At 70.1% G+C, this 17251-nt stretch carries 12 protein-coding genes; 7 read left to right on the plus strand and 5 right to left on the minus strand.

Going from position 1 to position 17251, the window contains the following annotated elements:
* Positions 1–26 precede the first annotated feature (26 nt).
* Together POF73_RS04435 and POF73_RS04440 are read right to left on the minus strand one after the other, a co-directional pair.
* Complete coding sequence (locus POF73_RS04435; protein ID WP_272113103.1) at positions 27–2084, minus strand: MMPL family transporter; 2058 nt, start codon at positions 2082–2084, stop codon at positions 27–29.
* A 321-nt stretch (positions 2085–2405) separates the two neighbouring features.
* Positions 2406–2960, minus strand: a complete 555-nt coding sequence (locus tag POF73_RS04440; protein WP_272113104.1) for a hypothetical protein — start codon at positions 2958–2960, stop codon at positions 2406–2408.
* Between the two features lie 445 nt (positions 2961–3405).
* Between POF73_RS04440 and POF73_RS04445 the strand changes: the two genes are divergently transcribed.
* Positions 3406–7506: an SGNH/GDSL hydrolase family protein gene (locus POF73_RS04445; RefSeq protein ID WP_272113105.1), complete on the plus strand. Its 4101-nt coding sequence runs from the start codon at positions 3406–3408 to the stop codon at positions 7504–7506.
* 68 nt (positions 7507–7574) lie between these two features.
* Positions 7575–8096: a hypothetical protein gene (locus POF73_RS04450; protein ID WP_272113106.1), complete on the plus strand. Its 522-nt coding sequence runs from the start codon at positions 7575–7577 to the stop codon at positions 8094–8096.
* Between the two features lie 73 nt (positions 8097–8169).
* On the opposite strand, the gene POF73_RS04455 is transcribed toward POF73_RS04450, so the two are convergent.
* Together POF73_RS04455 and leuA are read right to left on the minus strand one after the other, a co-directional pair.
* Complete coding sequence (locus tag POF73_RS04455; protein WP_272113107.1) at positions 8170–8868, minus strand: TerB family tellurite resistance protein; 699 nt, start codon at positions 8866–8868, stop codon at positions 8170–8172.
* Positions 8869–9140: 272 nt separating this feature from the next.
* A complete protein-coding gene (gene leuA, locus POF73_RS04460; RefSeq protein ID WP_272113108.1) occupies positions 9141–10862 on the minus strand; it encodes a 2-isopropylmalate synthase in 1722 nt (573 codons plus the stop codon).
* A 319-nt stretch (positions 10863–11181) separates the two neighbouring features.
* On the opposite strand from leuA, the gene POF73_RS04465 reads away from it, so the two are divergent.
* Genes POF73_RS04465 through POF73_RS04480 form a run of 4 tightly spaced genes read left to right on the plus strand, consistent with a single transcriptional unit; the run spans position 11182 to position 15168 of the window.
* Positions 11182–12252: a M4 family metallopeptidase gene (locus tag POF73_RS04465; protein ID WP_272113109.1), complete on the plus strand. Its 1071-nt coding sequence runs from the start codon at positions 11182–11184 to the stop codon at positions 12250–12252.
* Positions 12253–12273: 21 nt separating this feature from the next.
* Complete coding sequence (locus POF73_RS04470; protein ID WP_272113110.1) at positions 12274–12540, plus strand: protealysin inhibitor emfourin; 267 nt, start codon at positions 12274–12276, stop codon at positions 12538–12540.
* Positions 12541–12586: 46 nt separating this feature from the next.
* A complete protein-coding gene (locus POF73_RS04475; protein ID WP_272113111.1) occupies positions 12587–13930 on the plus strand; it encodes a GH1 family beta-glucosidase in 1344 nt (447 codons plus the stop codon).
* Complete coding sequence (locus tag POF73_RS04480) at positions 13927–15168, plus strand: MFS transporter (RefSeq protein ID WP_272113112.1); 1242 nt, start codon at positions 13927–13929, stop codon at positions 15166–15168. Before POF73_RS04475 ends, POF73_RS04480 begins: the two co-directional genes overlap by 4 nt.
* An 80-nt stretch (positions 15169–15248) precedes the next feature.
* On the opposite strand, the gene POF73_RS04485 is transcribed toward POF73_RS04480, so the two are convergent.
* Complete coding sequence (locus POF73_RS04485; protein ID WP_272113113.1) at positions 15249–16103, minus strand: NAD-dependent epimerase/dehydratase family protein; 855 nt, start codon at positions 16101–16103, stop codon at positions 15249–15251.
* A 119-nt stretch (positions 16104–16222) separates the two neighbouring features.
* Between POF73_RS04485 and POF73_RS04490 the strand changes: the two genes are divergently transcribed.
* Entirely contained in the window at positions 16223–17071 is an 849-nt protein-coding gene (locus tag POF73_RS04490; RefSeq protein ID WP_272113114.1) for a helix-turn-helix transcriptional regulator, read from the plus strand.
* The last annotated feature ends 180 nt before the right edge of the window (positions 17072–17251 follow it).

A 17251-nucleotide genomic window follows, 5' to 3' on the forward strand; every position in this document is an offset into this window, starting at 1 on the left:
CTCCGGGAGGGAGGGACGCCGGTCGGTCAGGGGACGTCGACGGCCACCGGCTGCGGCTGCCTCGGCGGGACGGGCGGCCGGGGGCCGTCGGGTTCCCGGGAGAGCCGGCCCGGCCACCACACCTTGCGTCCCAGGGCCACGCTCGCGCTGGTCACCAGGTACGTGCGCACCAGGAACGTGTCGAGCAGGACGCCCACCGCGATGACGAAGCCCAGCTCGACGAGGGGCACCAGCGGCATGTTGGTGAGCACGGCGAAGGTGGCGGCGAGGACGAGGCCGGCGGAGGCGATGACGCCGCCCGTGGTGCGCAGCGCGGTGAGCGCGGCCGATGCCGGGTCGGCGCCGCCGAGGCACTCCTCGCGCATCCGGTGCATCAGGAAGATGCCGTAGTCGACGCCGAGGGCGACCAGGAACACGAAGGACAGCAGCCCGAGTCCGGGGTCGGTGCCCTCGAAGCCGAAGACCGGTCCGAAGACGAGTCCGCCGATGCCGAGCGCCGCGCCCCACACCGCGACCACGGCCGCCACCAGGATCAGCGGCGCGACGAGCGAGCGCAGCAGGGCGATCAGGATCAGCAGCACGGACAGCAGCACGATCGGCACGACGACCAGGCGGTCGCGGGCGTTGGTGTCCTTCAGGTCGATCTGCTGGGCGCTGGGCCCGCCGACGTATGAGCCGTCGAGCTTCTCGCGCAGGGCCTCGATGGTGGCGGTCTCCCCGGTGGACTGGGGTGGTGCGGCGGCGATGACGGAGATCTCGGTCCAGCCGTTTCCGGTACGTCCTTCCTGCGCGCTGTCGACGCCCCGGGTGCCGCGGACCGCCGTGAGCGTCTCGGCGGCGTGGTCCTGCGGGGTGATGACGCTGATGGGCTGGGTGCCGCGTTCGGGGTAGGCCGTGGCGAGCGTTTCCATGGCCGCGACGGCATCGGGCTTGCTGGTGAAGGAGTCCTCCTGCTTGAGGTTGCCGGGCAGGTTCAGGACTCCGAGGGCCAGCGCGCCCAGCAGGACGGCGCCGCCCACGAGGACGGTGCGGGGCCGGCGTCCGGCGGAGCCGCCCATCGCCGTGAACAGGGACCGGCGGGCCTTGACCGTGCTGCCGTAGCGGGGCACCAGCGGCCAGAACACGCGGCGGCCGAGCAGGACGAGGATCGCGGGCAGCAGCGTCAGCATGGCGAACAGCGCGCACAGCACGCCGACGGTGCCGAGCGGGCCCATCCCCCGGGTGGAGTTGAGGTCGGCGGCGAGCAGGCAGAGCAGTCCGGCGGCGACGGTGCCCGAGGAGGCGAGCACGGCGGGCCCGCAGCCCTTGAGGGCGGCGGCCATGGCGTCGTAGGGCCGCTCGATCCGCCGTAGTTCTTCCCGGTAGCGCGAGACGAGCAGCAGGGCGTAGTCGGTGCCCGCGCCGAACACCAGGATCGTCATGATGCCGGAGCTCTGGCCGGAGACCGAGGTGCCGAACCCCTGGTTGAGGCCGTAGGCCACGCCCATCGACAGATAGTCGGCCATGCCCGCGACGGCGAGCGGTACCAGCCACAGGAACGGGCTGCGGTAGATGATGATCAGCAGCAGCGCGACGACGCCCGCGGTGGTGTAGAGCAGCGGTCCGCCCAGCGAGTTGTAGACCTCGCTCGCGTCGGTGGCGAGCGCTCCCGCACCGCCGACGTCGACGCCGAGCCCGTCGCCGCCGTGCGCGATGTCCCGTACGGAGTCGACCAGTTCGTCGCGGGCCTTCTCGTCCTGGCCGGGCTCGGTGCTGGCCACCGGGTACATCAGGGTGGTGCCGTCCTGGGACGGGATGCCCCGCGGTTCGGCGGTGAGCCGGTGGGCGCTCGCGATCCGGTCGAGCTGGCCGGCGGCGGTGGCCCGGTCGGCGGCGGTCAGTCCGCCGTCGCGGTGGTAGACGACGACCATCTCGGTGGCCTCGCCACCGGGCAACCGGTCCTGGATCTGGGCGGCCTGCGTGGAGTCGGCGCTCGCCGGCAGGTAGTCGATGGCACGGTCGCGCTGGACGTCCGCCAGCTTCGACGCGAACGGCGAGGCGATCACGAGCACGGCGATCCACAGCCCGAGCACGAGCCAGGGCACGGCACTCCCCCACTGCCTTGAAGGCGTGGGAGGTACCCCCAGCCGCACAGCTGTCCTTACGGCCCCCATCTGACGGGCCTCCCTCCGGTCCGGGTGTCTGGGTCGGTTCCAGACTCCCGGCGAAAAGGGGGCGGTTCGTCGGGCGGGAGGCCGAGTTCGGGGGTACTGCCCAGGGCGGCGGGGCGGCCGGACTACTCCCCGGGGAGTACTGCGGGCGAGGGCGGGCGTGGGCCTGCGGACGTGCTTGGACGCCGGTTGCCGCCGGGAATCTCACCGGCGGCAACCGGGCGGTTCGGGGTGCCTGCGAACTCGTCGGGAGGGTCAGTCGCAGGGGGTGGCGCGGCGGACGGCGTCGATGATGGCGGGGCCGGCGATGCCGTCCCACATGATGGCCGTCACCTTCGAGCAGAAGACGTAGGAGTGGCTGCCCTCGATCTTGACCGGGCCCGCGTAGCTGTTGAAGAGGCCCTCGTCGACCTTGCAGGTGGGGTTGACCCGGTTCGGGCAGAGCTTGAGCTTCATCTTCATGCCGCCGGGCATGTTGTTCTCGAACACGGCGCAGGCGCCGGAGAAGCCCTGGCTGTTGGACTTGGTATAGGTGAACAGGGTGCCGTAGCGGCGGGAGTCGGGAAGACGCTCGGCGAAGTGCAGCCGGTAGCCGGAGCCGCATTCGACGGCGGCCCTCTGAACGGTCGCCTTGTGCTGTGCGGCGAGGGTCTTGGTCTGCGCGGACGCGGTCGGCGAGAACTGCACGGTGGTCCCCGGCACGCGCAGCTCGTCGACGGTGGGTGTGGCGGCGGTGGCCGCGGGAGTCACGAACGCGGTGGTGAGCAGCGCTGCGCCGGCGGCCAGCGTGCGAACGAGCGCACGAGACATGGTGGTTCCCCCTATGAAGCTTTGAATTCCCGTCAGGACGTGTGCAGTTGCACATCAGACGGTTGAGTGGTCAGCGAAACCATACTCGCCGACGCCCCCTTGAGAAGACTCGGCGGGCGTGGCGTGCGTCACGCGTGTGCACGGTGTGAAAATTGTGGATGACACGGATCGTGGCACCTGATACTTTCCCGGTGACCACTGAACCGAACATCGGTTCCCAATGCGCGCTTCTCACGGGGGGATTGCTGCGCTATGTCTCGCGCTGCCCGGCGAGTCACCTTGTCGCCCACCACATTTATGTGCTCGGCACGGCCGCATCCTGACCAGTGCGGCCGGTGACCACGCGCTCACCCAGCCCACGAGACCATCGCTCTCTCCTTAGCTGACTGCGCCGTGCGTTCCCTTTGCAATGGGAACGCTCAACTCTGCAGGAAGAGAATTCACGTTGATACGCAACGCGCTGATGCGGCGTGTGCGGATACCAGTGACGGCTGCCCTCACCATGGCGCTGTCCGCCGGTGTCGCCACGACGCAGGCATACGCTGCGGCCAACCCGCAGGGGGAAGCCAAGGGCTGGTCGGCACCGGCCGCCCACGACCCGGGCACCAAGCCCGGTGACCAACCGACCGCCGTCCCGGCCGACCGGCGTACGGCCGTCCTCGGCGAGGACTACCGCAAGTCCTCCGACCGGGCCTTCACCACCTCCGGTGACGGAACCGGCTTCCATGTCCTCGTCGCGGACGAGAAGCAGGGGTACGCCTGGAAGACGGCGGCCACCCTGTCCGAGTCCGGCTTCGACACCGACTCCTGGATCGGCAACGCCTGTCTGACCGAGTCCGGCAAGTACGCGGCCGTCGCCTACGCGCCGCGCACCTTCACCAACAAGCCCGACCTGATGACGCGCGGCGCGTTCACCGCCGTCGTCGACCTGACCGACGGCCGGGTCACCAAGCTCCCGTTCCAGGCCACGCTCGGCTACTTCTCCCCGGGCTGCGGCCAGGGCGAGGAGGCGGTCTTCACGGCGCTGACCGACGACCGGTCGGCGAAGAACCAGACCCGGCTCGTCACGGTCGACGCCCGGACCGGCAAGGTCGGCACCAAGCAGACGGTCACCGGCCAGGTGACCTCGGCGGTGCCCACCGACCAGGGCATCGTCGCCGCCGAGGGCAACCACATCGTGGCCGTCAAGGCCGGCAAGACCCGGGACATCGCCACCACCAAGGCATGGCCGTTCCAGCTCAAGGCCGACGCCGAGGGCGGTGTCACCTTCATCGACGCCGACCCCAAGGCGGCGAAGACCCGCGGCGCGGTAGCGGCCGAGAACACGGCCACGGTCTCCCGGGTCAGCGCGGCGCAGATCAAGAAGGCCGACGGCCACGGCAAGCCCGCCGGACTGGCCAAGGGCAAGCTCGACGAGTTCGACCTCACCGCCACCCCTGCGGGCACGGTGTACGTCACCGGCAAGGCGGCCTCCACCACGCGCGCGGCGGGCGGCGTACTGCGCAACCCGGGCGGCATCGACAAGGACGCCCAGGTCTCCAGCCGGGGCCAGGCCGTCGTCACCTCCCGCTGGGCGGACGGCAAGGACTCCCGGATCCGTCCCGAGGAGGCCCTCGACGCCCGCACCGTCCGCACCACTGTGAAGGCGCTGGACACCCGCAAGACCGTCGTCCTGGACGCTCCCCCCGGCTCCGACCCGGTCGGCGGTCAGCGCGAGGTCACCCGGGGCACGCAGACCAGCCCGGTGCTGCTCGCGCAGGGCGCGCAGCCGGGCCGCTCCACGCGGGCCGCGGCCAACGACCCCGTCGAGGCCGACCGTTACTGCTCGGTCCCGCGCAACGACCCCAAGAAGCAGGCCTTCCAGCCCACCCCGCGCCAGGTCGAGTGGGCCGTCGACCAGGCCATCGTCGGCAAGCTCAACAAGGGCGCGACGCGGCCGGCGAACTGGAAGAACACCGGCATGGCGGCGTACGCGCCGCAGACGCTGTTCCCGCTGGCGAAGCTGGCCGGCGGCTCCGGTGAGGACTGGCACGTCCCCGCGCAGGTGATGCTCGGCATCACGGCGCAGGAGTCCAACATGTGGCAGGCCACCCGCCTCGCGGTGCCCGGTGTCACGGCCAACTCGCTGATCGGCAACTTCTACGGCGTCAAGTACGCGGCCAGTGGCCAGCAGCAGGACCCGTGGGCGATCAACTTCGCGAAGGCCGACTGCGGTTACGGCATCACGCAGGTCACCGACGGCATGCGGCTGCCCAACCACGGCGAGAGCAACACCAAGACCGTCACCCAGCAGGAGGCGGTCGCCCTCGACTACGCGGCGAACATCGCGGCGGGTGTCAACATCCTCATCGAGAAGTGGAACAGCACCCGCAAGGACGGCCTGGAGATCAACGAGGGCCAACCGAAGTACATCGAGAACTGGTTCTACGCGCTGTGGGCGTACAACTCGGGGTACCACCCCAAGTCGGCGCCGGAGAACGGCAAGTGGGGCGTGGGCTGGACCAACAACCCGGCCAACCCGCTGTGGAAGGAGAACCGGACCCCGTTCCTGGAGAACGCCGAGGGCAAGGACGACTACAGCCACGCGGCCAAACCGCAGAACTGGCCCTACGAGGAGAAGGTGATCGGCTGGGCCGCCCGTCCGATCTCCGCCATGTTCAAGCCGGGTGACATGCAGGCGGGCTACAAGGGCGCCTGGTGGAACAGCGACGCGGCCCGTACCTCGGCCAAGCCGCCCATCTTCACCTTCTGCGGCCCGCAGAACGACTGTGTGCCGTCGAGGATCAGCGAGGATGCCTCCAACGACGACAACAAGGGCCCGTGCGTGCTGCCCGGTGACCCGCACACCGACAACCCGCTCTACCTGAAGTGCTGGTGGCACGAGCGGGTCGCCTGGAAGAACTGCACGACCGAGGCCCGGTGCGGCAACCCGATCCACCGGTTCGACGACACCTACCCCGAGCAGCCGGACGAGAACTCCTACCCGCCGCGCTGCAACACCGGTCTGCCGTCCGGGTCCCTGATCGTGGACGACCTGCCCAACGGCACCGTTCCCGCGGGAACTTCGGGACGCAGTTGCACAGTCGCCTCGAAGGGCTCGTTCCAGTTCACCTTCGCGGGCGAGGGCGGCAAGTACCCGTCCAAGATGGACCTGCACCAGATCGGCGCGGGCAACGGCAATCACTTCTGGTTGGGCCACACCCGCTGGCTCGCCACCGCCGACGGCAAGCGGCTGCACGTCTCCGGCAAGTGGACGCTCAGCGGCACCCAGCGCGGCTGGATGCGCGTCTTCGTGCACATGCCGGACCACGGCGCCCACACCCGGCAGGCCGCCTACCGGGTCGGCGGCACCGACTCCAAGTCGCCGGTGCGTGTGCACCCGCAGCGGATCCGCTCCAACAAGTGGGTCGACCTGGGCGTCTTCAACTTCACCGGCACCCCGTCGGTGACCCTCGACACCGACACCGACGACGGCACCGGCGACGAGGACATCGCGTGGGACTCGGTGGCCTTCCAGCCGCTGTCGGCCAAGCCGAAGGACTTCGTCGTCGCCATGGGCGACTCGTACTCCTCCGGTGAGGGCGCGTCCGAGGGCAACCGGGACTACTACCCGGAGACCAACTACCTCGACAAGCAGGACGACAAGACCCGCAACGCCTGCCACCGCTCCACCCAGGCGTGGTCGCGCCAGGCGAAGATCCCGGGCCGCTCGCAGTCCATCGGCGCCTCGGCCGACAGCTACGGCAGCGCCATGGACTACCACCTGATCGCCTGCTCCGGCGCCCGCACCTACAACGTGTGGCACGCCGGCGAGGTGCAGTCCAGCGGCGGTGAGAAGCCGCAGATCGACAAGGGCTACCTGGACCAGAACACCACGCTGGTCACCATCTCCATCGGCGGCAACGACGCCCGCTTCGCGGACGTGATCCAGAAGTGCCTGGTCGCGTTCAACGGCGGCAACTGCAAGGACAAGACCTTCGAGGAGGGCGACGTCGACCAGTCCGTCGGCGGCCGGGACCGCAAGTTCATCGGCCAGCCGCTGGAGAAGGCCGCGGTCGGCGTCATCAACGAGATCGTCCGGCCGGACATCACCAAGGTCCTCACCGAGATCTCCGCGAAGGCCCCCAACGCCAAGATCGCGCTGATGGGTTACCCGCCGCTGATCGAGAACCGGGGCGAGTGCCTGAGCATCACGATCCCGGGCGTCGGCCAGATCGGTCTGTCCGCCTCGTCCTCGGACTGGCTGGGCAGCGTGGCCGACACGCTGGCGACCGCGATGCAGGGCGCCGTGGACGACGCCAAGGCCAAGGGCATCAAGGCCTGGTTCTCCAACCCGAAGCAGAACTTCGCGGGCAAGGCCGTCTGCGGTGACCCCGAGTCGGTGCACGGCATCGTCAAGACGCTCGTCGACTCGGACAAGCCGTCCAACGACTGGCCGATCCTCAAGGGCTACGGCCTGTCCGCCCAGTCGTTCCACCCGAAGATCGGCGGCGCCCGCCTGTACGCCGACTCCCTGGAGCGCACCTTCACCGGCATGGGCCTCTAGCCCCGCTGCCGTCCTTGTGGGGCCCCGCATCGGGCGGGGCCCCACCCGAGCCCGGAAGGGAAACAGTCATGAGGAAGCTTCTGTCCACCGGCATCGCGGCCGGTACCGCCGCGCTCGCGGTCATCGGCCTGGCCGCGGCACCGGCCTCGGCCGCCAGCGCGCGTTCGGGGTTCGAGGTGTACTTCCCCGGCGACAAGCCGGAGAGCATGTACAACGTCGAGAACACCGGCACCGTGTCCGGCAGCATGACCGGCAAGTCGGTCGTGAGCTGGCAGATCCTGGTCGACCAGGTCATCGACAACTCCAAGCGGTTCACCAGCTTCAAGATCACCACGCGGATCGAGGAGCGCCTGACCAAGGACACCGAGGACCACGTCGTCACGAAGAAGACGTGCGACCTGACCAAGATCGTCAACGACGAGTACTCGTGGTTCGCGATCGAGCCCGTGAACACCTGTGTCGCGCCGTCCACCACCTACGACGGTGAGCTGTACTGGTCGACGGACTCGACGATCGTCTACGACATCGAGGGCGACGGAAAGGGCGCGTTCACCAAGGACCTCCAGGGCTCGCCCCTGCTCCACGGCTGACGTCCCCACGTCCCATGACACCGGGTCCCGAGTACGCGCGTACTCGGGACCCGGTCCTGTCTTCGTCCGATCCCTAGGACGGTGTACGCGCCGCCGCGGCCAGCAGTCGGGTCACGTCGTCGCCGCAGATGGTGAGGGCGGCGCCGACCGTCGACAGGGCGTCGCGCTCGGCGGGCGTGTACGGGCCGTCGGCCAGGGCGATCCGGGCGCCCTGCAGCAGGATGGACTCGCGGCCGGCCGGGGCGAGGTGCGGGGCGAGCGGGTCCAGGGCCTCGTGGAGCTCTATGGCCAGCCCGGCACCGCAGGGCTCGGAGAAGACCCGCCCGGTGTCGGCCGCCAGCGCCTCGACGAGGGCGTTCAGCTGGTCCTCCGTACAGTCGTCGAACCCGGCCGCGCGCACCGTGGCCGCCGCGGTCTCCAGCGCCGTACGGGAACAGGTGCCGCCCGCCGCCAGTACCGCCAGGGCGACGGTGTGGACGGCGTCGCGGAGCATCGCGGAGAAGCGGGTGGTGGTCGGGTGGTCGAGGACGTCGGTGCCGAAGTGACGCCGGCAGGCCGCGCACTCCACGACGGGGGCGGTCTCACCGCGCGGCAGCACCGGCACCCCGAGCAGAGTGAAACGACGGTGTCCCGTCAACCGCTGGTAGTTACGGTCACCCCCGCAGCCGGGGCAGAAGAACTCGCCGTCCCCGACGGCCGACCACGCGATACGGGTGCCCAGGATGCGCGCAAGCCTGGCGGCACGGTCGTCTTGTCCCCGTCCTGGCAGCACGTCGCACCTCCGTAATACCGCGGCAACATCGCCGCGCTTGCGTGATGTTAGCCACATCCCGGACGTGGAGTCAGCACCCCGGACGAGACCTTTCCGTGACCTGCACGGATCAATGGCCGAAAACGGCTGGACCCCGCCCACCGAAATACGGCGGACGGGGCCTCGAATCGCCGGGCGTCGGCAACGCCCCCAAGGGGCGCGGGGAACTGCGCGATCAACCACGACGCTGCCGCACTCGCCCACTCACCAGTGGGCCTACGGCGAGAGAACCGTCAACGAGCGGCACGATTGACGGCCGACACGACCGCCTTCAGTGAGGCACGCGTGGTGTTGGCGTCGATCCCGATACCCCACAGCACCTTGCCGTCGATCGCGCACTCGATGTACGACGCGGCCTGCGCGGACGCGCCCTCGCTCATCGTGTGCTCCTGGTAGTCCAGCAGCCGGGCGTCGATGTCGATCTTCGCCAGCGCGTCGAAGAAGGCCGAGATCGGACCGTTGCCGGTACCCGCCAGAACGGTGTCGGCGCCGTCGACCGTGGCCTCCACCTTCAGCGTGTCCACGCCGTCCGTGTCCGTCGTCGACTGACCGTTCTTGACCTGGATCCGACCCCACGGGTTCTCGGGGTTCGGCAGGTACTCGTCCTGGAAGACCGCCCAGATGTCACCGCCGGTGACCTCGCCGCCCTCGGCGTCCGTCTTCGCCTGGATGATCTTCGAGAACTCGATCTGCATCCGGCGCGGCAGCTCCAGCTTGTGGTCGTTCTTCAGGACGTACGCGATTCCGCCCTTGCCGGACTGCGAGTTGACGCGGATGACGGCCTCGTAGGAGCGGCCGACGTCCTTGGGGTCGATCGGCAGGTACGGCACCGCCCACTCGATGTCGTCGACGGTGACCCCGCGGGCGGCCGCGTCGGCCTCCATCGCGTCGAAGCCCTTCTTGATGGCGTCCTGGTGGGAGCCGGAGAAGGACGTGTAGACCAGGTCGCCCACGTACGGGTGGCGCGGGTGGACCTCCATCTGGTTGCAGTACTCCCACGTACGACGGATCTCGTCGATGTCGGAGAAGTCGATCTGCGGGTCGACGCCCTGCGAGAACAGGTTCATGCCCAGGGTGACCAGGTCGACGTTGCCGGTGCGCTCACCCTGCCCGAACAGACAGCCCTCGACGCGGTCGGCGCCGGCCATCAGCGCCAGCTCGGCCGCGGCGACGGCCGTGCCGCGGTCGTTGTGCGGGTGGACGGAGATGCAGACGTGCTCACGGCGCGACAGGTTGCGGCTCATCCACTCGAACCGGTCCGCGTGCGTGGACGGCGTCGAACGCTCCACGGTGGCGGGCAGGTTGAGGATGATCTCGCGGCCCGGACCCGGCTGGTAGACGTCCATCACCGCCTCGCAGACCTCCAGCGCGAAGTCCAGCTCGGTGTCGGTGAAGATCTCCGGGCTGTACTGGTAGCCGAACTCGGTCTCCGGACCCAGCAGCTTCTCCGCGTACTCCATCACCAGACGCGTGCCGTCGACGGCGATCTGCTTGATGTCGTCCTTGGAGCCGCGGAACACCACCCGGCGGAAGACGGGGGCCGTGGCGTTGTACAGGTGGACGGTGGCCCGCTTGGCGCCCTTCAGGGACTCCACGGTCCGCTCGATCAGGTCCTCGCGGGCCTGGGTCAGTACGGAGATGGTGACGTCGTCGGGGATCGCGCCCGGCTCTTCGACGATCGACCGTACGAAGTCGAAGTCCGTCTGCCCCGACGCCGGGAAGCCGACCTCGATCTCCTTGTAGCCCATCTTGACCAGCTGGTCGAACATCCGGCGCTTGCGCTCGGGCGACATCGGGTCGATCAGGGCCTGGTTTCCGTCGCGCAGGTCGGTGGAGAGCCAGCGGGGGGCAACGGTGACGCGGTTGTCCGGCCAGGTGCGGTCCGGGATGTCGACCTGCTCGTAACGGCCGTACTTGTGGATCGGCATGGTGCTGGGCTGCTGGCGGTTCGCCATGTCTGCGGGGCTCCTCATGGTGTCCGGAAGGACGGCCGACGACGCAACGCGAAGCTCCGCGGGGAGGGAGTCGACCTGGACTACAGGCCCTCGCCGCGGCAGCTAAGAAGAAGCAGCCCGAAACGCATGATGCGAAGCATGCTAGCCGAGCCACTCCCCGTGCGGGGCGTCGTATCAGTATGCGGGACCCGAGGGATGAATCGGACAAAAAGTGCGCTATACCACTTCGTCACGGAGCGTGCGGCTCCCTGTCCGTATATTTCACCAATCATGGTTGCGGGTAGTGACACGGTCATGACCCAGTGCAAGGGTGCCGGGCATGACGACACACGGGGGCTTCGAGCCCGTCTTCTGCACCGTCGTACCGCCACACGTCCTCGACAAGCTGGCCCGGAACGACGACCCCGCACTCTCCGGCCCGGCTCGCCGGACCCTGATGCGCGACAGTGAGCTGCGCGGCAGGCGCCGTGTCACGACCGAGTTCGCTCTCGCGTCCGCCCCGGCGGCGAAGGCACCGTCGGACCAGCCGCTGCGCACCATCTACGACGCCGAGCACCGGACCGCCCTGCCCGGCAGGAAGGTCCGCGGCGAGGGCGACGAGCCCGGCCAGGACGCCACGGTCAACCGCGCCCACTCCGGCCTCGGCGCCACCTTCGACCTCTACCTCAAGGTCTACGCCCGGCACTCCATCGACGGCGACGGCCTGCCGCTGGACGCCACCGTCCACTACGACGAGAACTACAACAACGCCTTCTGGAACGGCGAGCAGATGGTGTTCGGCGACGGTGACGGCGAGATCTTCGTCGACTTCACCATCCCGATCGACGTCATCGGCCACGAGCTCACCCACGGCGTCACCCAGTACACGGCCAACCTCACGTACTACGGCCAGCCGGGCGCGCTGAACGAGTCGATGTCGGACGTCTTCGGCTCGCTCATCAAGCAGTACACGCTCGGCCAGACCGCCGCCGAGGCCGACTGGCTGATCGGCGCGGGCCTGCTCGCACCCAGCGTCTCCGGCAAGGCCCTGCGCTCCATGAAGGAGCCGGGCAGCGCGTACGACGACGACGTCCTCGGCAAGGACCCGCAGCCCGCGACCATGGACGGCTACGTGCGCACCGGCCGCGACAACGGCGGTGTCCACATCAACTCCGGCATCCCCAACCACGCCTTCTACCTGGTCGCGACCGCCCTGGGCGGCCACGCCTGGGAGAAGGCGGGACAGATCTGGTACGACGTCCTGACCGGCGGCGAGCTGTCGGACCGGGCCATGTTCACCGACTTCGCCAAGCTGACCGCCAAGGCCGCGCGCGAGCGCTTCAGCGACGGCGGCGAGGAGCTGCGGGCCGTGGAGAAGGCGTGGGAGCAGGTCGGGGTGCGGATCCAGTAAGTCCGTACTAGACAGGGATCCATGCGTATTCAGGTACGGCGCACGGGTGGATTCGCGGGCATCGAGCGGTACGCCGAGGTGGACACCTCGGGGCGGCCCGACGCCCAGGAGTGGCAGGCCCTGGCCGAGCGCGCGGTCGCGTCCGGCCGGGGCACGCCCCCGATCGGGGTTCCGGACGGCTTCAGCTACCAGATCACCGTCGACGACAGGACGGTGTACTGCTCGGATCCCCGGCTCACCGACGAGCAGCGCAAGCTGATCACCAGGGTGCTGAAGGAAGGGGCGTAACGGGCAGTTCACGCCGGGGCGTTGACTTCTGTTACCGCCGGTACGGATGATCCGGCGCATGGCGATCGATGAGCGCGGTGCGACGAATCCGATACCCCGGTTCCCGGCGGACTTCCTGTGGGGCGTCTCGACCTCGGCCCACCAGATCGAGGGTGCGGCGGACGAGCGCGAGCGGTCCGTGTGGGACGCCTTCACGGCCGAGCCGGGAAGGGTGAAGGACGGCTCCACGGCGGCGGTGGCCTGCGACCACTACCACCGCTACGCCGAGGACGTGGCCCTGCTCGCTGGCCTGGGCGTGGACGCGTACCGCTTCTCGATCTCCTGGCCGCGGGTGAACGCACCGAAGGGCCTCGACTTCTACGACCGTCTGGTGGACGAGCTGTGCGCGGCGGGCGTACGGCCCGTGCCGACCCTCTTCCACTGGGATCTGCCGGTCACGCTGGACTGGCTGGACCGGGACACGGCCGCCCGGTTCGCCGAGTACGTGTCCGTGGTCGCCGAGCGTCTGGGCGACCGCGTCAGCAAGTGGATCACCCTCAACGAACCCGCCGAGCACACCCTCCTGGGCCACGCCCTCGGCACCCACGCCCCCGGCCGGCAGCTCCTCTTCGACGCCCTCCCGGTCGCCCACCACCAGCTGCTGGCCCACGGCCTCGCGGTACGGGCCCTGCGCGCGGCCGGCGCGACCGACATCGGCGTCGCCAACTCGCACGGCCCGACCTGGCCGGCGTCCCGGGAACAGCCGGACCTGGAGGCGGCGGACTTCTACGACCTGCTCCTCAACCGCCTGTTCGCCGACCCCCTGCTGCTCGGCCAGTACCCGGAGGGCATAGGCGAGTTGATGCCGGGGGACGTCGAGGCCGACCTGAAGGTCATCTCGGAGCCCCTCGACTTCTACGGCGTCAACTACTACGCGCCGACCCGGGTGGGCGCCCCGCAGGGCACCGAGATCGAGTTCGGCGGGGTGCGCATGCCGGCCGAACTGCCCTTCTCGGTGCGGCAGATCGAGGGTGTACCGACGACGGACTTCGGCTGGCCGGTGGTCCCCGAGGGCCTCACGGAACTGCTCACCGGCTTCCGCGACCGCTACGGCGACCGGCTCCCGCCCGTCGTCATCACCGAGAACGGCTGCTCGTACGAGGGCGTCGACGACCAGCGGCGGATCGCCTATCTGGACGGTCACATCCGCGCACTGCACAAGGCCATGGAGGCGGGGGTGGACGTCCGCGGGTACTTCGTCTGGTCGCTGCTCGACAACTTCGAGTGGGCGGAGGGGTACGAGCGCCGGTTCGGGCTCGTCCACGTGGACTTCGAGGATTCCGGGACGCTGACGCGGACGCCCAAGGCGTCGTACGGCTGGCTGCGGGACGTGCTGCGGGCCCAGAGATGACGGCCGACGCCCTCGCCGAGCCCACGGACCGGGTCGGCAGGGGCTGGACGGCGGCGCTCTCGCTGGCCAACGTGGCGATCTGGGTGGGCTGGTACGGCCCGCTCCAGATCCTCCTGGCCCAGCAGGCGGAGGACTTCGCGCCCGGCACGGGGATGTCGAAGGAGACGCTGCTGGCGTGGGTGACCGGCGCGGGCGCGGCCGTGTCGCTGGCGGCCAACCCGTTCTTCGGCGCGCTGTCGGACCGCACCACGGCCCGCTGGGGCCGCCGTACGCCATGGATCGTGGCCGGTGCCGCGGGCGGCGCCCTGTCGCTGCTGCTGCTCGCCGGCGCGGACGGGCTGTGGACGGCGGCGCTGGGCTGGTGCCTGGTCCAGCTGACCCTGAACGCGGCCTTCGCTGCGGTCACGGCGGCCGTCCCGGACCGGGTGCCGCGACTCCAACGGGGCGCGGTGGGCGGCTGGTTGGGGGCGGCCCAGATCCTCGGCGCGGTCGCCGGGACGGGACTGGCGACGGCGGCGGGCGGGATCGCGGCGGGGTACGCGGCATGCGCGGTGTTCGCGATGGCGGGGGTGCTGCCGTACGTACTCCGATACCGGGACCTCAGGCTGGCCGCAACGGACCGGCCGACCTGGTCCTGGCGCTCCTTCGCCCGCGGCTTCTGGCTGAGCCCACGCCGCTTCCCTGACTTCGGCTGGGCCTGGCTGACCCGCTTCCTGATCAACCTGAGCAACGCGCTGGTGATCCTCTACCTGCTCTACTACCTGCGGGACCGCCTGCACCACGACGACCCCGAGCAGGGCGTGCTGATCCTGACCGCGGTGGACAGCGTGGCGCTGCTGGCCACGGTCGTGGTGGGCGGCGTCTGGTCGGACCGGGTGGGCCGCCGCAAGCCCTTCGTGCGGTGGTCCGGGGTACTGATGGCGGCGGCCACCGCCCTGCTGGCCGCCTGGCAGACCTGGCCGGGCGCGATCGTCGTGGCAGCGCTGCTGGGCGTGGCCCTCGGGGTGTTCATGTCGGTCGACTTCGCCCTGATGACGGACGTACTGCCGAAGGCCGCCGACCGGGGCAAGGACCTGGGCGTCATCAACGTGGCCAACGCCTTGCCCCAGGTGGCGGCACCGGCCCTCGCCGCCCCGATCGTCACCCACCTGGGCGGGTACCGGATGCTGTACGCGGTGGCGGCGGCGGTGGGGCTGGCGGGAGCGGTGCTGGTGGACCGTATAAGGGGCGTCGACTAGAACGCCGTCAGGGGCGCGGGGAACTGCGCGACAAGCCACAACGAACCCGCAGACGCCCAACTACCCCACGCGGCACTCCGCTAGAGCGCCCCCGCGTCCCTGGCCGCATAGACCGACGGATACACCGGCCGATAACCAAGCTCCCGGCGAATCCGCTCCGTGGAGGTGATCGCCAGCCAAGGGTCAGGATCCGCCCGCTCGTACAGCTCCTCAGGAACCTCGACCCCGTTCAGCTGATGCAGCTCGACCGCCGTCACCGGCGCATCGTCGGCGATGTTGTAGATCCGCCCGGCGATTCCCGGCGCCTGCAGGATCCGCAGCAACCCCTGGGCAACGTCCACATGGTGGCCCATGTGGAGCCGCTGGGTCGCCGCCCAGTTCCCGGCCCACATCAGGGACTGGGCGAGATGCGGATCGCCCTCGCCGTAGACGAAGGGAAGCCGGCCGACGCGCACGTCCAGGCCCTCCATCGCGAGCAGCTCCCGCTCGGCCTGCGCCTTGGACTCGGGGTAGGCGCCCCACATCGCCCCGCCGGGCCGGCTCTCGTCGTCCTCGGTCAGCGGGCGGCCCCGTCCGGTGCCGTATACGAGACCCGTGCTGACCTGCACGAACCTCCGGACACCGGCGGCCAGGGCGGCACGGCCCAGCTCCACGGCCGCGTCCCGGTTGACCGCCCACGCCTCCTCGTCCGGCACGCCGCGGAAGGACGCCGCGACGTTCACCACGGCGTCGGCCCCGGCGACCGCCTTGCCGAGCACATCGGCGTCCCGCAGATCGCCGACCACGACCTCGGCACCCAGCTCCGCGAACGGCTCGCCCCGCGCCGGGTCCCGCACCAGCACCCGCACCCGCTCCCCCGGCCTGGCCTGTGCCAGCAGCCTCGGCACGAAGCGCCGGCCGACCTGTCCCGTCGTACCCGTCACCAACGTCAGCATGATCTGCTCCTCTCGTCACCGACCACCCTCGGACGGCGCCGGTGCGAGCGGGAGAGACCCGTTGATCAGGGGATCGGCAGTCCCTGGATAAGCCGCGCGGCGTACCGCAGGCTGGAGAGGTGAACCGAGCCGAACTCGCCGACTTCCTGCGCCGTGGCCGTGCCCGGCTGACCCCGTCGGACGTGGGTCTGACGCCGGGCCCCCGGCGTCGCACACCGGGCCTGCGCCGCGAGGAGGTGGCGCAGCTGGCCGGCATGTCGGTCGACTACTACACCCGGCTTGAGCAGTCCCGTGGCCCCCGCCCGTCCCGCCAGATGCTGACGGCACTGGCCCGCGCGCTGCGCCTGACCGACGTCGAGCAGGACCATCTGTTCCACCTGGCCGGCGAGGAGCCGCCGCGGCGCGAGACGGCGTCGGAGCATGTCCGTCCCGGGCTGCTGCTGATCCTGGACCGGCTGCACGACACCCCGGCACAGGTGGTGAACGACTGCGGTGAGGTGCTGGCCCAGAACGCGATGGCCATGGCCCTGGTGGGCGACGTGATGTCCCGCCCGCGCCGGGACCGCAACCTGACCCGCCGCTTCTTCCTGGACCCGACCGCGCGCACGCTCTTCCCGCAGGAGGACCTCGCGGGCCACGCGCGCGCCCATGTGGCGACCCTGCGCGCGGTGGCCGCGGCCCGCCCCGACGACCCGGAGCCGGCCGCGCTGGTCGCCGAACTCCGGGCGTCCAGCGAGGAGTTCGCACGGCTGTGGGACGAGCACGAGGTGTCGCAGCGCAACCGGGCGACGAAGCGCTTCCTGCATCCCGTGGTCGGCCTGCTGGAGCTGGACTGCGAGGTCATGGTCAGCCACGAGCACCGCCACCTGCTGGTCGTCCACTCGGCCCGCCCGGGGACGGAGGCCCACGAGCGTCTGCAACTCCTGCGCGTGGTGGGCCTGCAGGACATGTCGCCCAGCGTTCCGTAGGTGACTCGTGAGTAGTTGAGGCCGGAAATCACCCTTGCCGACGCTCGCCCCACGCGCATCAATGGAAACGGCGGTTCCGACGGACCGTCAGATTCGATTCTTCACCCGGTTCAGTTCTTCATGCAGCGTGTCCGCACCCACCTGCCGAACAGTCCCCATCCCCCACAGGCAGGAATTCCC

The sequence above is a fragment of the Streptomyces sp. HD genome, from assembly GCF_028369295.1.
Taxonomy (GTDB): Bacteria; Actinomycetota; Actinomycetes; order Streptomycetales; family Streptomycetaceae; genus Streptomyces.